Origin of the sequence: Tahibacter soli (assembly GCF_025717065.2) — a bacterium.
GTDB lineage: Bacteria > Pseudomonadota > Gammaproteobacteria > Xanthomonadales > Rhodanobacteraceae > Tahibacter > Tahibacter soli.
This window is the reverse complement of sequence record NZ_JAOVZO020000023.1, coordinates 264,384-279,721: the sequence shown is the minus strand read 5'-3', so window position 1 is coordinate 279,721 and position 15,338 is coordinate 264,384. Positions and strand designations below refer to the sequence as shown.

8 protein-coding genes are annotated in these 15,338 nt (G+C 68.0%); 6 read left to right on the top strand and 2 right to left on the bottom strand.

Annotated elements, in window-relative coordinates:
• Positions 1-217: 217 nt before the first annotated feature.
• Positions 218-1,024, top strand: a complete 807-nt coding sequence (locus OD750_RS26595) for an SRPBCC family protein (RefSeq protein WP_263542602.1) — start codon at positions 218-220, stop codon at positions 1,022-1,024.
• A gap of 63 nt (positions 1,025-1,087) precedes the next feature.
• On the opposite strand, the gene OD750_RS26590 is transcribed toward OD750_RS26595, so the two are convergent.
• Positions 1,088-2,332 (bottom strand): hypothetical protein, encoded by a 1,245-nt coding sequence (locus OD750_RS26590; RefSeq protein ID WP_263542603.1) that lies wholly within the window; start codon positions 2,330-2,332, stop codon positions 1,088-1,090.
• A gap of 528 nt (positions 2,333-2,860) precedes the next feature.
• On the opposite strand from OD750_RS26590, the gene OD750_RS26585 reads away from it, so the two are divergent.
• The 5 genes from OD750_RS26585 to OD750_RS26565 all read left to right on the top strand — a co-directional run bounded on the left by OD750_RS26585 (position 2,861) and on the right by OD750_RS26565 (position 8,678).
• Positions 2,861-3,310 carry a helix-turn-helix transcriptional regulator gene (locus tag OD750_RS26585; protein WP_263542604.1) on the top strand — a complete coding sequence of 150 codons (450 nt, stop codon included), beginning with the start codon at positions 2,861-2,863 and terminating at the stop codon, positions 3,308-3,310.
• A gap of 37 nt (positions 3,311-3,347) precedes the next feature.
• Entirely contained in the window at positions 3,348-3,758 is a 411-nt protein-coding gene (locus OD750_RS26580) for a VOC family protein (RefSeq protein WP_263542605.1), read from the top strand.
• Positions 3,759-3,869: 111 nt separating this feature from the next.
• On the top strand, positions 3,870-4,088 hold the full coding sequence (locus OD750_RS26575) for a hypothetical protein (protein WP_263542606.1): 219 nt from the start codon (positions 3,870-3,872) through the stop codon (positions 4,086-4,088).
• 1,528 nt (positions 4,089-5,616) lie between these two features.
• Positions 5,617-6,540 (top strand): ATP-binding cassette domain-containing protein, encoded by a 924-nt coding sequence (locus tag OD750_RS27565; RefSeq protein WP_425508270.1) that lies wholly within the window; start codon positions 5,617-5,619, stop codon positions 6,538-6,540.
• Between the two features lie 164 nt (positions 6,541-6,704).
• Entirely contained in the window at positions 6,705-8,678 is a 1,974-nt protein-coding gene (locus OD750_RS26565) for a PAS domain-containing hybrid sensor histidine kinase/response regulator (RefSeq protein ID WP_263542608.1), read from the top strand.
• A gap of 31 nt (positions 8,679-8,709) precedes the next feature.
• Here OD750_RS26565 and OD750_RS26560 read toward each other — a convergent pair whose 3' ends face one another.
• Complete coding sequence (locus tag OD750_RS26560; protein ID WP_263542609.1) at positions 8,710-14,901, bottom strand: pectinesterase family protein; 6,192 nt, start codon at positions 14,899-14,901, stop codon at positions 8,710-8,712.
• Positions 14,902-15,338: the final 437 nt, after the last annotated feature.

Genomic DNA, 15,338 nt, shown 5'->3' with positions numbered 1-15,338 from the left:
CAAGCGCGTCGCGGCCATCCGGCCTATCACCGGGCCGCGTCGCGGCCCATGCGCTGCCAAGCGACAGAAGACTTTAACTACTTAACCTATCCATTTAATTTTAATGAAGAATTTTTTGAACTCGAACGCCAGGACAGTTTCGTCGGCCGCATTGACAAAATAATCTGTCAATACGAGACTGCCACCGGACATCACGACGCCTCGCAGGAGAACCCGCATGCCGATCAAACACGACGAATCCGGAAAACGCTGGGTCGAAATGGACCTCGTCGTGCCCGGCACACCCGAGGAGGTATGGCGCGCCTTGGCCACCGGCCCCGGCTACACCGCCTGGTTCACGCCCGCCGACATCGAAGAGCGCGTCGGCGGCACGCTGCGCTTCGACCTCGGGCCCTACGGCGTCTCCGTCGGCGAAGTCACGACGTGGCAGCCGCCCGAGCGCTTCGGCTACATCGAACGCGAATGGAGCGCCGGCGCGCCGCCGGTCGCGACCGAAATCACGATCGTCGCGCGCTCGGGCGGCCGTTGCGTCGTGCGCATGGTGCATTCGCTGTTCACGTCCTCCGACGCGTGGGACGACCAGGTCGAAGGTTTCGAGGGCGGCTGGCCGGGCTTCTTCGAAGTGCTGCGCCTGTACCTGACGCACTACGCGGGCCGCAAGGCCGCCGCGTTCATGGCGATGACCGGCGTGCCGGCGGACCAGCCGGCCGTGTGGCAACGCCTGACGAACGCGCTGCACCTTGAGGGTGCGAACGTCGGTGACCGCCGCGCCGCGCCGGCGGACACGCCGGGTCTGGCCGGCGTCGTCGAACACGTGCGCCAGGACGGCAAGCAGCGCCTGCTCGTCATGCGCCTGGACGCGCCCTCGCCCGGCGTCGCACTGATCGGCACCTACGGCATGGCCGATCGCACGAATGCCAGCGTGTGCCTGTTCCTGTACGGCGACCATGCCGACGCGACCGCCGCTTCGATCAAGCCGCGCTGGGAAAGCTGGCTGCGCGATACGCTGGCGCCGTCCGCGTAACCGCGCCGGTACGACTCGCAACGACCGGCACGGGCATCGCGCCGGTCGCCGCGGCGATTCACCCTACTTCACCGGCATCAACCCGAGAATCCACGAGAAATCCTGCGACACCGAGTTCGGTATCACCGGCGTACAGTTGCCCTGCTGGTTCTTGTTGCACGCGTAGCCGACCGCCGGCCAGCCCGCCGGCGGACCGCCGAAGTTCTGCTCCGGCTGCTGCAGCGTGCCGCCGAGATAGGCGTACTTGTGGCAGGTGATGCACGAGGCCTGGCCCGGGTTGACGCCCGCGTTGAACTCGACGAACGAGCTGCCGAGCGGAATCGCCTGGCCTTGCGCGTTGACGAACTGCGTCTGCACGCCGGTCAGGTAGTAGTTGTTGAATGCCTTGTTCAAACCCGCCTGCGCCATCAGCTGCTGCAGCTGCGGGCTCTGCGGCACCGTCGTGCCCTTGCCGTACGGCACTTTCGACGTCGTGCCCCACGGATCGAAGCACGCGTTGTACAGCTTCGGATCGCAGCGGTTCGGGTTCGTGATCGAGCTCGCCGGTTCGAACGTCGCCCAGACCCAGTCCGGCAGCGCCTTCGACGAGATGTGCATGCCGACGAGCGCGTAGCACGTGCCGTTGATGGTCTCGGTGTACAGCTTGTTCGTCGGATCGGGACACTGGAACGTCGGATTGGCGAACGACGACGTCGGCACCCAGTCGGCCTTGATCTCGATCGACGTCCACGGGAACGTGATCGCGCCGCCGTTCTTCGCGCCGTACGCCTGCTGGCCGGTCAGCGTCGTCAGGCCGTTGCCGCGGATGAACGTCGCTTCGTCGGCGTTGACGAACACCTCTTCGCAGAACACCGGTTTCGAACTCAGGTTCGTCGGCGGCGGATAGCCGTTGAGCGGTTTCGTCTGCATCGCGCCGCACTCGATGCCGCCCTGCGTCGCCTCGGACTTGCCGAGCCGGCCGCGCAGCGCCGCGGCGAGCGCGCTGCCGTGCGGCGTACGCGTCTTGCCTTCGGCGGCCGATGCCGACGGACAGCCCAGCAGCTTGGGATTCAGCTGGCACTGCTCGGTCCAGTTCTCGAACGTCAGCGAACCGCCGGCGGGCCGCACGGCGTCGACGAACAGATACCAGACGAACTGCGCTTCGCTGACGGGGTTGCCGATCGCCGGGCGCGCAATGCCGTTGACGGTCTCGGCGGCTTTTTCCGGCGCGGCGGCCTTCTCAGGTTCTTTGGGCGGGTCGGCGCCGTGAACCGGCGTGCCCGACAGGATCGACAGAAGAAGAGCGGCCAATCCGATTCGCTTGCTCATGATGACACCTCGATGGCTGGCGACGTGCGATACGTCGTGGCGTGGGACGTTGATTCGATCGGACTACGTGCGCGGCATCCGCGCGCTGACGCCTTCCACGATCCCTCGGACCCGGCGGCGGTCCGGTACGGCGGCGTTCGATGCCGGCGTTCGCGATCGGCGCGCGGCTGCCCGCGCGTTCGCGCGGAACGCGAGACGGCACTCCCCCTTGGCTTGCGGCGTCGAGCCTTGCGCTCCGGTCCCCATGACCGGCCTCGTCGGCCGGTCGCCCCTGTGCGCGCCGTCGTCGGATCCGGAGCGTCGAATCCGGCGCGAACGGGGGGTGATCCCCACCGTCCGAACGGCGCCCCGCAGCGCCCGACGTTTATACCACCCTGGAACAAGGTAGACAATTACACTAAAAATTATTGGCGCTTTTTCTCTCCGCGGCGACAGGGCCCGCCCCCGATTCGCGCTAGTTGTACGAATACGCGCGGGAAGCCGGCGGCAGGCTTGAGCCCCCCGATGCGGCATGGCACGATCCCGCGGGTGACCAACCGACCCGACCTCACGCAGCACCTGCGCGATCTGGCACGCCTGCGCCGCGTGCGCGACAGGATCGACCGCGAATACGCCCAGCCGCTCGATGTCGAGGCGCTCGCCCGCGCCGCGGGCATGTCGGCCGGGCACCTGAGCCGCCAGTTCCGGCTCGCGTACGGCGAATCCCCCTACTCGTATCTCATGACGCGGCGCATCGAGCGCGCGATGGCGCTCCTGCGCTGCGGCGAGATGAGCGTCACCGACGTGTGCTTCGCGGTCGGCTGCTCGTCGCTCGGCACGTTCAGCACGCGCTTCGCCGAGCTGGTCGGCATGCCGCCGAGCGCCTATCGGCAACGCGAGGCGGACGCGACCGCGGGCATCGTCCCGTGCGTGGCGCAACAGGTCACGCGACCGATCAGGAATCAAGAAGCGCCGGTCGCCGGGCCGCAACTAGACTGATCTCCGTGGACTTCGCCACGCAAACGGACGCAACCCCATGAAGCTCAGCATCCTCCATTCGTTTCTTCCGCACACCGACCCCGAAGCCTCGCTCGCGTTCTATCGCGACGTGCTCGGCTTCGAAGTGCGCAAGGACGTCGGTTACCAGGGCATGCGCTGGATCACCGTCGGACCCGCCGGCCAGCCCGACACCTCGATCGTGCTGCATCCGCCCGGCGCCAATCCCGGCGTGACCGACGACGAGCGCCGCACGATCGCCGAAATGATGGCCAAGGGCACCTACGCCATGGTCGTGCTCACGGCGAAGAACCTCGACGACGCGTTCGACAAGATCCAGGCCAGCGGCGCCGAAGTCGTGCAGGAGCCCACCGACCAGCCGTACGGCGTGCGCGACTGCGCGTTTCGCGATCCCGCCGGCAACCACATCCGCATCAACGAGGTGCGCTGAACGAATCTTCCGTCGACATTCCCGGCTCGAAGCTGCCTGCAACCGCATCGCTGTCCCTGCCCGGCGCCTGCGCCGGGTCCTTGATGTCGCGCCTCGTCAAAGGAGCCCGCAATGCCCTGGAACAAGTGGATTCGGCAATTTCACCGCTGGATGTCCGTGCTCTTCACGCTGAGCGTCATCGCCACGTTCATCGCGCTGGCGCAGAAGGAGCCCGTCGTCTGGATGTCGTACGTGCCGCTCGCGCCGCTCGCGCTCCTGACGCTGACCGGCCTGTATCTGTTCGCGCTGCCGTATGTCGCGCGCCGGCAACGCGCAGGCGCGAACGGGTAGGCTTTCCGATCGAACGCCACGGCGGTCGCGCGACGCGCGACCGCTTCGCACCGTGCATGGAGAAACGATGAGCAAGGCCAAGAAGAGCACGCCGACCGCGCCGCACAATGCCGACAGCCACGACCTGATCCGCGTGCACGGCGCGCGCGAGAACAACCTCAAGGACGTGAACATCGAGATCCCGAAGCGCCGGCTGACCGTGTTCACCGGCGTCTCGGGTTCGGGCAAGAGCTCGCTCGTGTTCGACACGATCGCGGCCGAATCGCAGCGGCTGATCAACGAGACCTACAGCGCGTTCGTGCAGGGCTTCATGCCGACGCTCGCGCGGCCGGACGTCGACGTGCTCGAAGGACTGACGACCGCGATCATCGTCGACCAGGAACGCATGGGCGGCAACGCGCGCTCCACGGTCGGCACCGCGACCGATGCCAACGCGATGCTGCGCATTCTTTTCAGCCGGCTCGGCAAGCCGCACATCGGGCCGCCGAGCGCGTACGCGTTCAACGTGCCGTCGGTCAAGGCGGCCGGCGCGATCACCGTCGAACGCGGCGAAAAGACCAGGACCGTCAAGGAAACCTTCAACCGCACCGGCGGCATGTGCCCGCGCTGCGAGGGCATGGGCTCGGTCACCGACTTCGACCTCGCGCAGCTCTTCGACGAGAACAAGTCGCTCAACGAGGGCGCGATTTCGGTGCCCGGCTACAGCATGGAAGGCTGGTACGGCCGCATCTATCGCGGCTGCGGCTTCTTCGACCCGGACAAACCGATTCGCAAGTTCACCAAGAAAGAACTCGCCGACCTCCTCCACAAGGAACCGACCAAGATCAAGGTCGACGGCATCAACCTCACGTACACGGGGCTGATTCCGCAGATCCAGAAGTCGTTCCTGTCCAAAGACGTCGACGCGATGCAACCGCACGTCCGCGCGTTCGTCGAACGCGTGGTGACGTTTTCGACGTGCCCCGAATGCGGCGGCACGCGGCTCTCCGAAGGCGCGCGTTCGTCGAAGATCGGAAAAATCAGCATCGCCGACGCCTGCGCGATGCAGATCAGCGATCTCGCCCAGTGGGTGGCCGGCCTCGAAGAACCCTCCGTCGCGCCGCTCCTGGCGGCGCTGCGGCACAGTCTCGATTCGTTCGTCGAGATCGGCCTGGGCTACCTCTCGCTCGACCGCCCCTCGGGCACGCTTTCCGGCGGCGAGGCGCAGCGCACCAAGATGATCCGCCACCTCGGCTCGTCGCTCACGGACGTCACCTACGTCTTCGACGAACCGACGATCGGCCTGCATCCGCACGACATCGCGCGCATGAACGACCTGCTGCTCAGGCTGCGCGACAAGGGCAACACCGTGCTCGTCGTCGAGCACAAGCCCGAGACGATCGCGATCGCCGATCACGTCGTCGACCTCGGCCCCGGTGCCGGCACGGCCGGCGGCAAGGTGGTGTTCGAGGGCACCGTCGACGGACTGCGCGCGAGCAAGACGCTCACCGGCCGTCATCTCGACGACCGCGCGGCGCTGAAAAAATCGGTGCGCAAGCCGACCGGCAAGCTGCAGGTTCGCGGCGCGAAGACGCACAACCTGCGCAACGTCGACGTCGACATTCCGCTCGGCGTGCTGGTCGTCGTCACCGGCGTGGCCGGCTCAGGCAAGAGCTCGCTGATCCACGGTTCGGTATCCGGCCGCGACGGCGTCGTGACCGTCGACCAGGGCGCGATCCGCGGCTCGCGGCGCAGCAACCCGGCGACGTATACCGGACTGCTCGATCCGATCCGCAACGCGTTCGCGAAAGCCAACGGGGTGAAGCCCGCACTGTTCAGCGCGAACTCCGAAGGCGCCTGCCCCACCTGCAACGGCGCGGGCGTCGTGTACACCGACCTCGCCATGATGGCGAGCGTCGCCGCGCCGTGCGAGGAATGCGAAGGCAAGCGGTTCCAGGCGTCGGTGCTCAAGTACAAATTCGGCGGGCGCGACATCAGCGAAGTGCTCGCGATGCCGGTCGCCGAGGCCGCGCAGTTCTTCGGCGACGGCAAGGCGCGCACGCCGGCCGCGCACGCGATACTCGATCGCCTCGCCGACGTGGGCCTCGGCTACATCAGTCTCGGCCAGCCGCTGACCACGCTCTCGGGCGGCGAACGGCAGCGGCTCAAGCTCGCAACGCAGATGGCGGAGAAAGGCGGCATCTACGTCCTCGACGAGCCGACCACGGGCCTGCATCTGGCCGATGTCGAACAACTGCTGGGCCTGCTCGACCGGCTCGTCGATTCGGGCAAGTCGGTCATCGTCATCGAGCACCACCAGGCGGTGATGGCGCATGCCGACTGGATCGTCGATCTCGGCCCCGGCGCCGGCCACGACGGCGGGAAGATCGTCTTCGAAGGCACGCCCGCGGATCTCGTCAAGGCCCGTTCGACGCTCACCGGCAAGCATCTGGCGGCCTATGTCGGCGCCTAGAGGCGAAACCCCGGAATCATTGAACTTTTTCCCATAAAATATAATTGAATAAGTTTTTTTATTGCATGAATGCGGAGCGAACAGAGCAATAATGCCGCGAACGCTTTGTCGTTCGCGGCGGCATATCGACGCTACAATGCGGCTTTCGCCGTCGGAACCGCCGTATGACGCGCCCATCGAAATCCGATCGTCCCGGCGCGCCGCCGGCGTCGCGCGTCGAACCGGACTCGGCCGACTCGCCCGAACCGCTTTCGGCGCCGTCGACCGGCGATCTCGACGACCTGCTGCGCGTCGTCGACAATCCGATCCTGATTCTCGATCGCCACCTGCGCATCCGCTGCGTGTCGGCAGCCGCCCAGCGGCAGCTGGAACTCGGGTCCGCCGACGCCGGCCGGTCGATCGGCGACGTCGCGCTGCCGTTCGCCGTACCCGATCTCGGCGCCGCGCTGCGCGTCGTCGTCGACACCGCCGAGCCGTTCGAATGCGAAGTGCAGGATCGCGCGCAGCGCTGGCATGTGTTGCGCGCGACGGCCTGCGTCGGCACCGACGGCGCGACCGGCAGCGTCGTGCTGACGCTGACCGACGTCGACGCGCTCAAGCGCACGCGGCAGGCGCTCGCGGAAACCGAAGCGCGCTTCATCATGCTCGCCGACAGCGCGCCGGTCCTGATCTGGGTGATGGATCTGCATGAAGTGCGTCACGCGAACCGCGCGTACCGCGAATGGATCGGCGTGACCGACGCGACGCTGTCGCGCGAGGAGTGGATGCACTTCATCCACCCGGAAGACCGCGACCAGTATCTGGCGCTCTACCGCGAATGCTACGCGCGGCGCGAGGCGTTCGAAACGCAGTTTCGCCTGCTGCGGCGCGACGGCGCGTATCGCTGGATGAAATCGGCGGCAACGCCGCGCACGACCGAAATCGGCGAACTCCTCGGTTACGCCGGCTGCTCGTTCGACATCGACGACCTCAAGCAGGCCGAGACCGTACTGCGCGAAGCCGACGACACCAAGAATCGCTTCCTCGCCGTGCTCGCGCACGAACTGCGCACGCCGCTGGCGGCGATCGCGAACGCGGTGCACGTCCTGTCGATGCCCGAGCCCGCGGGCGACCTCCATGGCGTCGCGCGCGCGATCCTCGCGCGGCAGACCGCGAACATGTCGCGTCTCGTCGACGACCTCGTCGACTTCAGCCGCGTCACGCACGGCCTCGTGCGGCTCCGGCAGGAACGCATCGACCTCCTGGACGTGATACGGCACGCCGTGGCGGCGACGCATGCCGGCCGCGAGGCGCAGGGCGTCGAGCTCGTGCTGCGGCTGCCCGACGGCCCGGTGTGGATAAACGGCGATGCGATGCGGCTGGAGCAGATCCTGTCGAACCTGCTCGGCAACGCGGCGAAGTTCTCGCACCGCGGCGGGCATATCTGGCTCGAAGTCGCGCACGAAACCGGCACGCTCGACGGCGGCGCGCACCGGCACGTCGTCGCCGTGCGCGTGCGCGACGACGGCACCGGCATCGATCCTGCGATGCTCGAACGCATCTTCGAGCCGTTCACGCAGATCGACCCGCACGGCGCGACCGCCCGGCTCGGCATGGGGCTGGGCCTCGCGTTGACGCGACAGCTCGTCGAACTGCACGGCGGTCGCATCCGCGCCGTCAGCGAAGCGGTCGGACGCGGCAGCCGCTTCACCGTGCGCCTGCCGGCGCTGCCGCCGGACGCGCGGGAGACTGCCTCGGGCGGCGCGATCGAGCGCGTCGACACGATGCGCGTGCTGGTCGTCGACGACAACGCCGACGCGGCCGATTCGCTGCGCCTCGCGCTGGGCCTGTACGCGTTCGACATCGACGTCGCCTACGACGGCCGCAGCGCGCTCGCGTTCGCCGATCGGCACCAGCCGCAGATCGTGCTGCTCGACATCACGCTGCCCGACATCGCCGGCTGGGACGTCGCGCGCACGCTGCGCGAAGACCCGCGGTTCGCGCACACGCTCATCGTCGCGATCAGCGGCCTGGGCAGCGCCGACGACCGGCGCCGCAGCGAAGAGGCCGGCATCGACCGGCACCTCACGAAGCCGGTCAATATCGACGAGCTGAAGGATCTCATCGACGCATGGCGCGCGGCGCGGCGAAGCGCGTAGCGACGCGCTTCGCCGTCGTCGTACCGGTCCGTCAGGGCAGCTTTCCGGCGCCGGCCGCCGCCGGAACGGTTGCGCCCAAGGCCGGCGGATCGGCGCTCACGGCGTAGCCGTACGGCGGCTGCCAGCTGCCGAGCGGCAGGCCGTCGCACCCCGCGAGATAGCTGTCGACGAGCTGCGGCACGAGCGCCGACGCATCGTCGCTGCGGAACCACAGACCCTGGCCGCGGAAGCCGGCGCCGCCGCCGTGGTGCTGCACCAGCTTGCCGCAGATCTCGTTGCTCGCGTTGATCTTCACGCCCAGCACGTGGAAGTAGTTGCCCTGCGCCAGGATGTCGCCCTGCGTGCCCACGGCCATGCCGCTGCCCCACTTCCGGTTCGGCACCGACGCCACGCTGCCCTCGTAGAAATTATTGTACAAATGCACCCGCCCGTAGCGGACGCGCGGCATGCGCGACTGGTTGAAGTACCAGTGATTGCCCGTCATGGTCACCTTGAGCCGGCCCTGATCGCTCCAGGCACGGCCGCTGTCGCCGTTGCCGATCAGGTTGGTCTTGTCGCTCGTCTCGAAGCGGCTGTTCGCCACGGTGACGTAGTTCGACGCGCGCACGATGTCGAGCGAGCCGTCGCGCCGCGTCGCGGTGTACGTGCCGTCGTACTGCCCGGGTCCCACGGTGACGTGGTCGATCCACACCTGCTGCGCCCACGACACCACGATGCCGTCGAACTCGGAATCCGCCGAGCCCGGATTCACGTCCCACGGATTCTCGATCGCGAGATTCCGCACGATCACGTTGCGGGTCCAGCCCGGATACTCCTCGGGCAGGCCGCCGTGGGCAACCCAGGCCTCGTAGTTGGATTTCGGTTCGGGGTTCGCCGGCGAGTTCGCGTGCAACGGCGAGAATTCGCGGCCGATCGCGATCTGCGTTCCGGCGAAGCGCGCGGGCGTTCCGTCGCTGCCGTTGATGCCGACCAGCGTGGTGTTGGACGGAATCACGACCGTGCCGCCCTGGTGCTGGTCGGCGAAACTCGTGTACTCCTCGTACACGCCGTTGGTGAAGCGGAAGTCGATCACGCCGACGACGCGGACGATCTTGGGCTCGTTGCCGGCCTCCTGCAGCGCCGCGATCAACTGCTCCTTCGTGTACACGGTATAGACGCGGTTCGGCGCCGCGGCCGACCCGCCCGTGACGATCACCGGGCCGTATTCCGACCAGGCATGCCATCCGTCCGCCGGGGCGGTCGCGCGCTCGAAGCCGAGCACGCCGCCGGTCGGGTCGGACGGCAGATTCTGGTAATGGTTCACATGTACCGGCACGGGCGGCACCGCCACGAACGACAGGTTCGTCGTCGGCGCCGAGTACGTGCGCACGCCCATCGCGGGCGGCAGCACGTTGCCGACGGGCAGCAGCGCGGCATCGACGGGATTGCCGCTCGACGAACTCGAACTGCTGGAGCTGGACGAACTCGACGAACTGGACGAACTCGACGAGCTGCTGGAACTCGACGACGATCCCGAGCCGCCCGCGCACGACGCGCTGCCGACCGCGCCGTAGTCCACGCGCAGGTTGTCGAGCGTGACGTTGGCACTGCTCTCGGTGCGGATATGGAAGTACGACGTCGCGGTGCCCGTCGTCGAGGTCACCGATTCCACGCTGTCCGCGACGAGGCTGCCGACCGCCTTGCCGTAGATGCGCGACGCCGAGCCCAGCGGCGACGTTGCCGCGCTCGTCGTGGTGTTGTCGACCATCACCTGCAGGTTGCCGCTGCCGGAAGCCGCGCGCACGCAGAACGACACCGTGTACTGCCGGCTCAGGTCGAAGATGCCGGGCGGCGACGTCGTGGTCGTGGACTGCACGCCCGGCTGCGTGCTGCCGATCGAGAACCGCGCGCCGGCGAGACCGAGACTGCCGCCGGCGATCGTGATGCCGCTGGCGCCGCCGAGCGCGTAGTACATCTCGACCGCGGGCAAGCCGGGCAGCGACCGGTAGGCCGCCGTGCGGAAGCTCGCGGTGGTCGCCGCGTCGAAGTCCTCGGCGAACGGAATCGTCGCGCCGGCCGAACTGCTCGAACTCGACGAACTCGACGAGCTGCTCGAACTGGAAGAACTGCTCGAACTGCTGGAACTCGACGAACTGCTCGAACTCGACGAACCGCCGCCGGGCTGCGGCAGGCACGCATCGATCCTGCCGGTACCGGTATTGGCGAGCACGTGCGCGCGCACGTCGGCGCCGGGTATCGTCGTATACGAATACGGCGGCACGTAGCTGACGGTCGAGGCGATCTGCCCGCCGTTCTGCACCGTGCCCGGCGTGTTGCCCCACGCGCACGGATGGGTGGTGCAGTTGGGCTCGGGCAGCGTGGTCCAGGTGACGTTCTGGAACACATTGTCGCCGTTCGTATCCCAGTAGCCGATCTGGCTGCTGTCCTGCGAGATCACCACGTTGGTGGAATCCTCGAAGTGCGAGCTGTCGATGCGGATCTTCGCGCCCATGCGCGAGTTGACCGCCGTGCGCTGGACGTTGTGGTAGTAGTTGTTGAGCACGTGGCCTTCGCCGAAGCGGAACAGCGGCAGGCGCGACATGACGTTGTCCCAGCGATTGCCGATGAAGCTGATGCGGCGGTTGAAACTGTCGGTGTCGCTCGAACCCCAGAGCGAGGTTTTCCAGCTGTCGTGCAGGTAGTTGTACGAAATCGTGATGTTGTCGATGTCGCCCTTGCCGCTGACGAGTTCGTCGTAGAAATCCTGGTCGACCAGCAGCGAGTTGTAGAACTCGTTGTGGTCGATCCAGATGTTGGCCGACGGGCCGTCGATGCTGATCTGGTCCTTGTCGCCGATGTTGACGTAGCGCATCGTCACGTTGCGCACGATCACGTTGTTCGCGCGCCAGATCTTGATGCCGATGCCGTCGAACAGCGAGCCCGGCCGGCCGATGATGGACACGTTGGCCATGTCCTTGACGTCGAACTTGCTGACGCTGCCGCTGTTGGCCGGCGCGATCACGCCGTCGACGAAGATCGTCAGCGGCTGCGGATTGCCGACCTGGGCGGCCAGCGCGTCGACCAGTTGCACGCCCGTGGTGACGGTGACGGCGCGGCCGCCGGCGCCGCCCGTCGTCCCCGGGCCGAGCGACGCGAATCCCGGCACCGTGTTGGCGACCTCGCAGGTGAGCGTGCCCGGCCCGCTGCTGGACGACGACGAACTGGAACTGCTCGACGAACTGCTCGAAGAGCTGCTGCTGGAAGAACTGCTCGACGAACTGGAACTGGACGAACTGCCCGGATCGCCCGCGCCCTCGCAGGTGGCGCCGGCCGCCGTGCCGCGGTCGATGCGCAGGTTGTCGAGCACCAGCGTCGTGCCGCTGTTGGTGCGCAGCTGCAGGAACGACGCGGCCGTGCCGACGTTGCCGGTCACGGCGTACACGGTGCCCGGCACCATGTCCGCGACCGGGAACTCGCCGAGCCGCGACGCCGCGCCGAGCGGCGAGTTAGCCGACGTCGTGGTGTTGTTGTCGACGTAGACGTAGAAGAAGCCGGTGGCCGACCGCGACAGCACGCAGAAGGAAATCGTATACGGCTGGGCGAGATCGAAGACGCCCGGCGGCGCGGCGGTCGCGCTGCTCGTCTGCGTCGGCACGGTATTGCCGATCGTGAATCGCGCGCCGGTCAGCGACAGCGACTTTTCCGGCGTGACCAAGAGACCGCTGCCGCCGCCGGTCATCGTGTACATCGGCGTGTCCGGCTGGCCGGGAATCGCGCGGTAAGCCGCCGACCAGAAGCTGCTGATGCTGCCGCCGCTGCCCGCCCCCGCCGTCGCTTTCGCGAAGTTCTCGGTGAACGGCAGGTGATCGTCGGGCGCGGCCGGCGGATCGAAGCCGTCGGCGAACAGCCGGTCGTCGGGAATGCCGTCGTCGAGCGGATCCCATCCGGCGCCGCCGCCGTACGCGGAGAATATTTGTGTACGCGTGGAGAATTCCGCCGCGACTTCGGCCGGCTGCAAGGTGTAGCCGCCGATGCGGCTCGCAAGGTCGATCGGATTGCCCGACAGATCGGTGCTGCCGTATTCGCGCCAGCCGGCGGTCGCGGTCGGCACCGCCGGATTGGGCGCCGGCTGCCCGTTGACGCCGGCCGAGGCCCAGCCCACGGGAGCGATGTGGCCGTCCATGCGCGTGTTGATGAAGACCACGTTGTCGAAATACGCCGCGCTGCCGCCGCTGCGGGCGAGATACGCGGTGCCCGGCGGAACGTCGCCGGCGAGCGGCCCCGGCCCCGGGCCGTGCGTGAGCGCGCTGTTGAGAAAGACGAAGCCCTTGTCGCTCGCCGCGACCGTGCGCGCCTGCAGGACGTAGCCGCCCTGGCTCGGATTGTTCGTGTCGCCGACCGAACGGATTTCGCTTTCCTCGAACAGGCTGACCTTGTTGGCGCCCCAGATGAAGTCGACGTTGCCCTCGACGAGGCTGCGGTAGATCCACGCGTACGATTTCAACTGCAGCGTGTCCTGCTCGCTCTGGAAGCGCGCGTATTTCGCGATCAGGCGCTGCGTGCCGTCGCCGTTGAAGTAGAGCGTCTCGGCCTGGCTCGCCGCCGCGGAACGCAGCGTCGTGTTGCGCAGCGTGAGGTTTTCGAGCGTCAGGAGGTCGGCGTTCTCGATCAGAAAGACGCTGCGCCCGCCGTTGGCCGCGCCGGGTCCGGGCGCGCGGCTCGCGCCGGTACCGGCGTTGACGGCCTCGGAATTGCGGTAGTGCAGCACCGTGCCGTTGCGCGTCTCGCCGATCAGCGACAGACGGTGCTTGCCGCGCAGGTACAAGAGCTCGCGATAGCTGCCGTTGCCGATGTGGATGGCGACCGGCGCGTCGCCCGGGAACTGCTGCACGGCGAAATCGATGGCCGCCTGCACGGTGCGGAAGTCGGCCGGACCGTCGTCGTCGACGACGAGATGCGCGGACGCGACCGGCGCGCCGCGCGTGGTGAAGCGCCAGTCGGCGTTCGGACCGATGCCGTCGAACGCCGTGCCGTGCAGCGTGGCGCCGACGATCGCGCCGTTGTCGACGAGCACGCGGTACTCGGTGTCGTAGGCGAGCGCATGGCTGTGCGGCGCGATGGTCACGACGTTGCCCGCCACCGCGACGGCCTCGCGGCGGACCACGCGTACGCGGTCCTGGCCCGGATAGCCGAGCGCATCCACGTCGCCGGTCAAGGGGATCGTGTCGACGATCGCGCCGTCGCTGACGCGCTGGATGCGCACGGTGCCCGCGGTACCGAGGGTCGGCGGCGAATCGAACTGCAGGCGCAGGCGCGTATCGGCGTGTATCCCGACGGCCAGCGCCGCGGGCGATGCCACGCCGGTCAGATCGTAGACGGTCGTCGATTCGGCCAGCACGGTGGCCGCGACGGTTTTCTGGACGGCCGGGTCCGAGCCGCTCGTGAACGTGATCGTGGCCGTTCCCGGCGCGATCGGACTCAACGTCACCGCATTGCCGTTCGCGACCGCGCCGACGACGGCGGGATGGCTCGACGCCACGCTGAACGTGTCCGGCCCGCCACCGGCCGTCACGGCGGTGACGGTGACGACGCGGCCGGCCCCGCCGGCGAGCGCGGTCCACGTCGTGTCCGCCGGATCGAGCGTGAGCTGCGCCTGGCCCGGCGGCGGACAGGTCGCGCTGCCGGTCGCGCCGTAGTCGATGCGCAGGTTGTCGATGACGATCTGCGCGCTGCTTTCGGCGCGCAGCTGCAGGAACGCGGTCGGCGTGCCGACGGTCGAGGTCACGGACTGGACGGTTCCCGCGGTCAGCCCCGTTACCGCGAGGTTGGCGATGCGCGAGGCGTTGCCGAGCGGCGAATTGGCGGCGCCCGTGGTGTTGTTGTTGACGTAGATCTGAAAATTGCCGGCGCCCGCGCTCGACACCACGCAGAACGACACGGTGTATTGCTGGCTCAGGTCGAAGATCCCGGGCGGCGCGACGGCGGCGGTCGTCGAGACGCTGGTATCCGTGTTGCCGACGGTGAAGCGGCCGTTGGTCAGACTCAGTTGCCCGCCGGGCGTCACGACGATGTTGCTGCCGCCGCTGACGGCGACGTACATCGGCTTCGCCGGATCGCCCGGCAGCGCACGGTAGCCCGCGGTCAGGAACGTGGCGGTCGTGGCCGAATCGAAGGTTTCGGCGAACGGGACGTTGGCCTGCGCGCATGCGGCAAAGGGCGCGGCGGCCAGCAGGGCGATCGACATCGCGACCGCTCGGGCGGCGCGTCGCAGCGAGTTCACAACAGTCATGAGACCCCCGGAAAGAGCGTGACGGGCCGCGATCGCCGCGAGGCGACCGGCCGACTATCGAATCGATGAACTACCGGCCAGGATCGCGTGGCGATCCGGCCTCACGGCGATCGCCATCGGTGGCGCGCCGTATGCGTGATGACACCGGTGTCACACGCGGACAAAAAATGACGCGCGGTGGCGAGCGCCGCACCCCGGTGCGGCAGCGGCGACAACGGCGGCGCGGGTCGCTCGGTCGGCGCGCGCGAACCGGGTGGCAAGATCCGCCGGAGCGCACCGGTACGCCGGCCGCCACCGTTTCCCGTGGATAGCGATTGGATCATGTCAGCCCTCCCAGACCGCACGAAACCTCCGGCCCAGACGCGCTGGATTCCCGGCGGCGGCGACGTTGA

What these genes read in the sequence shown, in the direction of transcription:
- OD750_RS26595 (WP_263542602.1), top strand. Translation starts at nt 218, where the DNA reads ATGCCGATCAAACACGACGAATCCGGAAAACGCTGGGTCGAAATGGAC.
- OD750_RS26590 (WP_263542603.1), bottom strand. Translation starts at nt 2,332, where the DNA reads ATGAGCAAGCGAATCGGATTGGCCGCTCTTCTTCTGTCGATCCTGTCG.
- OD750_RS26580 (WP_263542605.1), top strand. Translation starts at nt 3,348, where the DNA reads ATGAAGCTCAGCATCCTCCATTCGTTTCTTCCGCACACCGACCCCGAA.
- OD750_RS26575 (WP_263542606.1), top strand. Translation starts at nt 3,870, where the DNA reads ATGCCCTGGAACAAGTGGATTCGGCAATTTCACCGCTGGATGTCCGTG.
- OD750_RS26565 (WP_263542608.1), top strand. Translation starts at nt 6,705, where the DNA reads ATGACGCGCCCATCGAAATCCGATCGTCCCGGCGCGCCGCCGGCGTCG.
- OD750_RS26560 (WP_263542609.1), bottom strand. Translation starts at nt 14,901, where the DNA reads ATGTCGATCGCCCTGCTGGCCGCCGCGCCCTTTGCCGCATGCGCGCAG.